Below are 8,097 nucleotides of genomic sequence, written 5' to 3'. Positions count from 1 at the left end.
GTCCGCCGACTGGAAGGTGTCGAAGCTGATCCACTTGAGATTCATGCCGGCTTCACGCAGCTTGTAGAACAGCCTTCGTATGTTCTCGAATTCAATCTCGCCGCCTTGGGGTGGCTTCACCTCCAGGATCAAATCGAAGTTCATGACCGGCATCATCTCGAATGTGCTGTCTCAGCGCGGCACTTTCGCTGTAAGCGCCGGAGAGAAAATCCCTCATTGAAGCGGCCAGAAAGTCTGGTTGCGCCGGAGCAAAAATGCCTCGGCAGATAGCTCTTTGCACGGGGTGCAGAGGGCTGGGGGATGAAAAGCGTGGAGCTTTACAGGCAGGTCCGCCATTCGGTGCGGATCGAGGGTCTGAGTCGTCGCGAGACGGGGCGTCGGTTCGGGCTGGATCCTCGGACGGTAGCGAAGATGTTGGCCTTCTCGGTTCCGCCCGGGTACCGGCGCAGCCGCCCGCCCGCCGGCACGGCCGAAGCTGGACCCTTTCGTCGGGATCATCGATCAGATCCTGGAGGATGATAAGGGGCGTCCAACGAAGCAGCGGCACACCTCGAAGCGGATCTTCGAGCGGCTGCGCGACGAACACGGTTACGCCGGTGGCCTGACTATCGTGAAGGATTACGTGTTGAGGCTGGTTTTCTCGCGGGTGCGGGGCTTGGGGCACTGTTCGCGTCGATCACGGCACCCAAACAGCAATCACGGCCCGTGATGCAGAGCTTGGCGATTGGCTGATCGAGGAGATGCCGACCACGGCGTCGTCCCATGCGTGCGACGTTATCCTGAATCCGTTCTATGGATGCGGCACTGCCGTGCATGCTGTTCATATGTCGGCGACCGTTCCGTAGATGCCGAAAGCAGCCTGCGGCGGTGCCGGGGCGAAGGCGCGCTGCAGCGCCTGTGACAAGGCGTCGATCTGATCATCGTGTCTGCTCTTCGGGAAGGAGAGTATTTCCTTCTTGAACTCGTCGAGCCACCCGGCCCGTGTCGGGAGGTGGACGGCTCCTGCCTCGATCGGAGCCGTTTGAGCAGCCATGCGCATGATCTTGTCGCCTTCCGGATTGATGCCGATTGGATGGATGTTTTGTCGCTGCAGATCCTGGATCAGGCTGAGGCCCGATCCCTTTCTCTCGATGAGCAGCGCGTAGGATGAACAGCCGGCGTTCCGCAAACGGCGGTGGTGTTTCAGAACAACCCGTAAGAGATCGGGGTATTCCAGGCGCTCCCGCACGACGTCGAGGATATAGACAGTCTCCTTGCGCACGAGCAGGACAACACAAGCAGAATAGTCAGCCAGTTCGTGGCTGCTCTGCGCAGTATCCCAGCTGACGATCAACCTGTCGCCCGGCTGGGGCGCGGGCTGATGGTCATAGAATTTGAACCACGACCATCTTATGAGATTGCCTCCGATGGGTACCGGCGCCTGCTGGTATTGCGCGGCGAACTCCATTGACCCCATCGACGCCTTCAGTTCGTCGAGAGCAGCACGTGGTTCGCGTTCCGGATGAAGCAGATCTCCGACCCGTCGTCGATGACGGTGGGTTGCGCTGAGGGTTACGACCATCTCTTCCTCAGCGATGGCCGGAAGGTTCAGATGTTTCCAGCCACCCTGTTCCAGGAGATGCCCGACGAGATCGTCGGGGTGAAGGCGCTGCATTACGACGATGATCGAACCTACGCCCTTGTGATCGAGGCGTGACAGCAGGGTATTGGAATACCACTGCTTGAGCGATTCCCGTGCGACCTCGGATTGCGCATCCTGCGGCTTAAGCGGATCGTCGATGACGAGGAGATCACCACCTCGGCCGGTCAACGTGCCGCCGACGGAAGTCGCGAGGCGGGACCCCCTGGCGGTGGTCATTACCTCGGTCTCCGTGTCCTTTGCCGGACTGATGCGGGTCCTTGGGAATACGCCCCGGTACATTTCCGAGCGCATCAGGGCACGGCAATCGTTGGCGTGTTTGCGTGCGAGCGCCTCCGCATAGCTGACGCAAATAATCCGCCGACTGGGGTCGTGTCCCAGGGCAAAGGCCGGAAGGCAAACCGATGCACAGATTGACTTGAGGCTGCGAGGAGGAATGGTGATGAGAAGCCGCCTCGTGGCGCCTCTCATCACCGCGTTCAGCTCGTGCGACATCGCCTCAAGATGCCAGTTTGGCAACAGGCGCCCTCCGCCGGAGACGATCGGGAACGAGGCCTGTACGAAGGAATAGAGATCTGTTGTCAGGATAGCCACGGCAACCTGATTGAGATTGCGGTGACCAGTCGATGGGGCTGGCGCTGTCATCGCACTTCCCCCGGTTTGGACGGATCAGCGGCACCGGCTGAGTTGTCAGGTGACGGTTCGGTATCTATTGAGTCCTCGCGCGTGAAGCGGGCGAGGTACTCATTGAGGATTGCGTTGAGATCCTCTCCTGGCAGAATATCCTGGGTGCTTCCAACGGCCTCGGCGCCGTAGCCACTGTGCTTTATCACTGCGAAGAGTAAGGCGAAGGCCTTCAGATCGCCCTTGAAAGCCCGGCTCAACGTCGTGCGGACTAGGGCCTCGATCGCCGCCATCTGCCGAATCCGGCCGTCTTTACGGACTGGCGTCGGTTCATCAAGAACCTGCTTCACGATTGTCTTCAGGTTGCGGGACTGCGGCGAGCGGCCCCTGGGATTGCCGGACTTCCCCGGCTTGAAGCGGGTGTGCGTCGGTGGGCGCCCATATCCGACGGTATAATTTGCGTCGGAAGCGGGGCAGCTTTCCAGCGCGCCATCTTGCATGCCGTCCTGAACATCAGGCCCGACGCCACCAGGCTGACGGTCCGGCACGCCAAGAATCTTGCGCGACCGCCTGAGCCGAACGGGTTTGGAGGTCTTCGGGTTCATGATGACGACCTCCCCGCCCGAGTGGTCGCGGCACGCCGCCGGCCGGTCGTAGGTCTGTCGATCATCGTCCTCGGGACGTCGACACGGCGATCGCCCATCTCCTCGAAGGTCAGACCGGACTCCACGTGCACGGCGTCGCGGCCGGTGAAGGATTGCCAGCGGCGGATCGCGAGATCGACATAGGCTGGGTCGATCTCCAGCCCGCGCCCCTGACGTCCCACCCGCTCTGCCGCCAGCAGCGTTGCGCCGGAGCCGCAGAAGGTGTCGAGAACGACCTCGCCGCGACGGGTGCAGTCCTTTATGGCGTCGGCGATCATGCCGACAGGCTTCACCGTCGGGTGGCCCCGCAAATCTTCCAGACGGCCCTTCCGGAAGGTGTTGGCACCGGCGTATGTCCACACGTTCGAGCGGTTGCGGCCGTGGCGCCCCAGCTCGATCGTGTTCAGGTGTGGCGCTGTGCCGACCCTGAATACACCGATCAGTTCATGCTGGCTGCGGTAAAAAGAGCCCTGACCCGCGTTGGTCTTTACCCAGGCGACCAGATTGAGCATCTCGCCATATACGGCACGGCCTGCTCTCATGAGCTCTTCGACATGCCGCCAATCCATGCACACGAAGTGGACGGCGCCATCCATCGAGAATTGAGCCGCGGCGCCCAAGGTCTCGGTCAGGAAGGAAACGAACGCGTCGGGGGACATTTCACCCGAGGCCATGGCGAACTCACGGTGCTTGCGAGCGCCTCGTCCCACGACTCCACCGATTTTTAGGTTGTAGGGCGGGTCTTGGAACGACATATGCGCTCGCTCGTCCCCGAGCAGGCGAGCGATGTCGTCCGAGCGGCGGGCGTCACCACACAGCAGCAGATGCTTGCCGAGTTGCCAGAGGTCGCCAGCGCGCGTCGTGGTTGGACCATCCAGATTATCGACATTGATGTCGTCCGCGGGATCACTTGAGGGATCCTCAAAGTCGGCAGTCAGTCGATCGATCTCGGTAGGTTCGAAGCCGGTTACGGTCAGGTCGAGGTTGTCTTCGATGAGAAGCTCGGGCAGCTCGGCCAGTTCTTCAGCCAGTCGCTCGAGGTCCCAGCCGGCGTCTTGGGCGGTCCGGTTATCGGCGAGCATCAGCGCCCGCTTCTTGGCGTCGCTCAGCCCCTTGATGACGGTCGCCGGAATGGACGACATCCCAAGCGATTTCGCGGCCTCCAGACGACCGTGCCCGGCTATCAGCACGTCTTGCTCGTCGATCAGAACTGGCGCCGCGAAGCCAAACGCCCGAATGCTGGCGGCAATTTTCCGGATCTGTCTCTTGGAATGGGTCCGGCAGTTCTTCGGGTTGGCTTTGATGCGATTCGTCGGAATAGTGACCTGAGATGGATGCATAATCTGCTCCTCGCCGGAGCGCGCGCGTCAACGCGCATGCCATTCGGCAGTTAGTGGATTGATGGGAACAAATCGTCCAGCTCGGCATCCACCGAGGCTAGAACTGGGGCATCCACCCCGAGGCTTGCAGCCTCTGAGCCAGTCGTGTGGAATCACCCGTCACGTGGTTGGCTCGGCGCCGCTTGTTGGCCCCAAAGGTCGCGGCAACCTTTGAGAGGATATCCTTCCCGGAGCGCGAACGGCATCCGCTCGATTACGCTCCACCATTTTAGAATTATCATGAATAACTCGATCGCTTCAACAAGAAGCGGTCTCGCTATCCAAGCCGGCTGTAATTCCGCAGAGCGCCACTACCGCGCTTGCACATCGTTCGGTTACAGTAATTATGCCTCTTGTCGCCACTTAGAGAAGCACGCCGCTAACCCAGACCGCGCGGAGTGAACGGCGACATCCCAAGCTGCATCTGGGTCTGCAGGATCGCATCGTGTACGCACGAGATGCTCCAAGGCTTCAGGAATCAGTTTATGCTGTGGTTCGTTGTCAAGGATCGCCTCCAGCATCGAAAACATGCGCTCGTACCATTCCTGAAATCGTTCATCGTGCAGTGCGACACGGAGAGATTGTAAAGCTTCGAAGCGGATTGCGTGAGCTGCTCGAGCAAGGACCACGGCCCCTTCTGGCCAACCTTTCTCGTGTCGTGTGAGTTTGCGGTGTTTGATCATGGAGTCTTTCCTTTGAACGTTAGGATGGGGAGTCCTCTGACCACGCGAACTATGCCTTCGGCGATAGCGCGGTACTGGCGCAGCGAGGTGAGGACAGCGGGTGCTTCTTCGGGTTTGACCTAATCCGATCAACCGAAATGTTGGCGTCGGTGCAACGCATTACTCACTCCTTGCCGGAGCGCGGGCGCGAACGCGCATGCCATCCGGCAGCTAGTGGATTGATGGGAACAAATCGGTCCAGATCAGCTTTCCTGCTGCGTCTGGATTCAGGGCATCCACCCCGAGGCTTCCGGCCTCTGACCAAAGTGCACGGGGTCATCCGTCACATATGGCTCGCATCCGCTTTCTCAGATCCCAAAGGTCGCGGATAAACCTTTGAGTGGGACATCCATCCCGTGCCGCGGCGAGCTTCGCCCGACCGCAAATCCATGGTGATATCAAACCGCGAGTAGGTCAACCGATTCAAGAAGCGATGGGTTGGCAACGCACCCGCCGCCACCAGGCGACAGCGTTTCGGCAGCCACCGCCCGATTTTAGTTAGCAGACTGACTTCCCTGCTAGCCAGCGGACATTCCCTGGTAGCCCGGCTAGGGAATTTGCCGCCAAACCTTTGAAGTCGCTGCACTTCTGGCGCCGAAATTTTTCAAAAGTACCGATTCAGGTCGATAAATCCCTGCAGATTGGCCATTGTCAGGGAATTCGGCCGGAGAACGGTTCGCGTCGGACTGCTTGCACAGCCAGCCACCCCCTAGTGGGGCGGCCATGCCAGAGACACCTCGGCAAGAGTAGCTAACGCCGGGCCTTTTGCCGGCTATGGTGAGACCAGAGACCGGCCTTTTTTCTGAAATTCTGAGCAAATTGCCGGTTTTGGCCCGAGTGTCTCTGGGGCGCCCAGATGGTGGTCTCACTCCATGTGGCGTCTTGCCAAGAACATGGTCGCCGCCACAACCCAAGGGGCCAGATACGGCATCTTGAGACAGAATGACGCGGTGGGCCGACGTCAGAACGAGGTGAGCTGCTGATCCCAGTCGGTGGGAATGCCTCGATTCAGGCGGGCCATCAGGCCGCCGTGCAGGCGCCGCCGGCCATCGAGCAGTTCGCGGGTCAGACCCGGCGCCAGGAACGCAAGAGGCAGGACTTTCTGAACGTACCCCGGGGTGACACCCGCCTTCGAGGCGAGCTCCTGGAAGGAATGGGCCTCACCCTGCTCAAGCCAGGTGCGCCACTCATGGGCCCGACCAAGTGCCTTCAGCAGGACAGGATCGGGGCCGGCCCGTCCGTCGTCGAGGACAACGGCACGATTGCGATGGGCAAGTCTGGCGGGCACGACGATGGTTCGGCTTTCTCCTTCGTCATCGCCGGGCATGTCGTCGGTGGCGGCCTTCACGATCTCGATATGGTCCGCATGCACCACAACGCGCTCGACCCGCTGGCGCAGCAGCTCCGAGGCGGAGCCTGATCCGTCATTGTCGCTGGTTCCCACAGCCTCCTGCACGAGCCGCTCGATTTCCCTGGCAGGGACGCGAGCGACTGTACCGGCACCTGCTTTGTCATTCTGCAGCCGGGCCTGGCTGACATAGTAATGATATCTCTGACCATTGCGCTTGGTTGAATAGCTCGGGCTCATCGCGTTGCCCCGGTCGTCGAACAATCGCCCGCTGAGAGGACGGCCTCCCGGAGCGACGGGACGCCGTTGCCGAGATGCACTTTTCTCGGACAGGAGAGCCTGAGCCTGCTCCCACTGACCCTGCTCGACGATGGCTGCCTGTTGCCCTTCGTAGTTGTTTCCCTTGTGCGCGACCCGCCCGACATACACGGGATTGCGCAACAACCAGTACAGCGCTCCTCGACTGAACGTCGCACCGCCCCAGGTGCGACCAGTCGACGATGTCCATCGTTTGCTGAGAATCCCGCGTCGCTGAAGGTCCGCCCGGAGTTCTGCCACGGAGCCGAGGCGGATATAGCGGTCGAATATGTCCCGAACCGTAGCCGCTTCAGCCTCGTTCACGACAAGCTCGCGGTTCCTGATATCGTATCCCAGGGGGATGGTGCCGCCCATCCACATGCCCTTGCGCTTCGAGGCCGCGATCTTGTCGCGGATGCGTTCGCCCGTGACCTCACGCTCGAACTGGGCAAATGACAGCAACACGTTCAGGGTCAGTCGCCCCATCGAGCTGGTGGTGTTGAACTGCTGCGTGACGGACACGAAGCTGGCGCCGTGGCCGTCCAGCGTCTCGACGATTCGCGCGAAGTCTACAAGGGAACGCGTCAGCCGGTCGACCTTGTACACCACCACGACGTTGATCCGGCCGGCGGCCACGTCCTCCAGCAGCCGTTGCAGAGCTGGACGCTCCATGCTGCCGCCGGAAAAGCCGCCATCATCGTAGGCGACCTTCGCAAGCCTCCAGCCCTCGTGTGCCTGGCTCTTGATAAAGGCCTCGCAGGCCTCGCGCTGGGCATGCAGGGAGTTGAATGCCTGTTCCAGGCCTTCCTCGCTGGACTTGCGCGTATAGACGGCGCACCGGCGAAACGTGGTCATGACTTGCGCTGTTGGCGCAGGCCGAAGAAGCGCGGCCCCGACCAGCGTGTACCGGTGATGTGATAGGCGATCTTCGACAAGGAAGCATGCTTCTGACCATTCCAGGCGAAGCCCTCTTCCAGCACCATCACCCGATGGGTCACGCCATTCCATTCCCGGGTCAGTGTGACGCCCGGCCTCGGGCCAGTATCGGGTAGCGGTGTCGATGGCGGATCGGCTCGAAACGCCTTGCAGAGCTGTCGAAGTCGGCGGCGTGTCGTGGCATCGAAGCCGCCTCTGGCCTGCGCCTGGAGTTCCCACAAGAGCCAGCGCCGTGTCAGGTCGGTGCTGGCAATCTCGGGAGGCGTGCCAAGACGCTCCTTCCACACGCGGCGTAACTCGGCGAGGCCGAGATCGCTTAGGGCGATCCCGGCCTCCGGCGTGCCGTTATATGCGGAGCGCATGGAGCGACCGCTCAGCCGATCCGATACAGGCGGCGGCCGTCGCCGGTTAATTCATGGATGATGGTGAGGCCCTGCTTCTTCTTGAGGGCACCCGACATCGCTCCCCTCACGCTGTGCGCCTGCCACACCAGAGACTTGCTGATCTG

Annotated in this window: 5 protein-coding genes and 1 pseudogene; 1 reads left to right on the top strand and 5 read right to left on the bottom strand. The window is 61.2% G+C overall.

Features of this window, described 5'->3' with window-relative positions; translation table 11 throughout:
- The first annotated feature begins 300 nt into the window (after positions 1–300).
- A pseudogene (locus Q7U39_16400) lies at positions 301–625 on the top strand (IS21 family transposase).
- A gap of 195 nt (positions 626–820) precedes the next feature.
- On the opposite strand, the gene terL reads toward Q7U39_16400, so the two are convergent.
- From terL to Q7U39_16375, 5 genes are all read right to left on the bottom strand, one after another.
- Positions 821–2,233, bottom strand: a complete 1,413-nt coding sequence (terL, locus tag Q7U39_16395; protein MDO9119542.1) for a phage terminase large subunit — start codon at positions 2,231–2,233, stop codon at positions 821–823.
- A 47-nt stretch (positions 2,234–2,280) separates the two neighbouring features.
- Positions 2,281–2,868, bottom strand: a complete 588-nt coding sequence (locus Q7U39_16390; GenBank protein MDO9119541.1) for a DUF5681 domain-containing protein — start codon at positions 2,866–2,868, stop codon at positions 2,281–2,283.
- A complete protein-coding gene (locus tag Q7U39_16385) occupies positions 2,865–4,247 on the bottom strand; it encodes a DNA methyltransferase (GenBank protein ID MDO9119540.1) in 1,383 nt (460 codons plus the stop codon). Before Q7U39_16385 ends, Q7U39_16390 begins: the two co-directional genes overlap by 4 nt.
- Before the next feature lie 1,722 nt (positions 4,248–5,969).
- On the bottom strand, positions 5,970–7,508 hold the full coding sequence (locus Q7U39_16380) for a recombinase family protein (GenBank protein ID MDO9119539.1): 1,539 nt from the start codon (positions 7,506–7,508) through the stop codon (positions 5,970–5,972).
- Complete coding sequence (locus Q7U39_16375) at positions 7,505–7,951, bottom strand: DUF2924 domain-containing protein (protein ID MDO9119538.1); 447 nt, start codon at positions 7,949–7,951, stop codon at positions 7,505–7,507. The genes Q7U39_16380 and Q7U39_16375 overlap by 4 nt, the downstream gene beginning before the upstream one ends.
- Positions 7,952–8,097: the final 146 nt, after the last annotated feature.

It is taken from the genome of Nitrospira sp. (assembly GCA_030653545.1).
Classification (GTDB): Bacteria; Nitrospirota; Nitrospiria; order Nitrospirales; family Nitrospiraceae; genus Nitrospira_D.
This window is presented reverse-complemented; position numbering and strand designations above follow the sequence as displayed.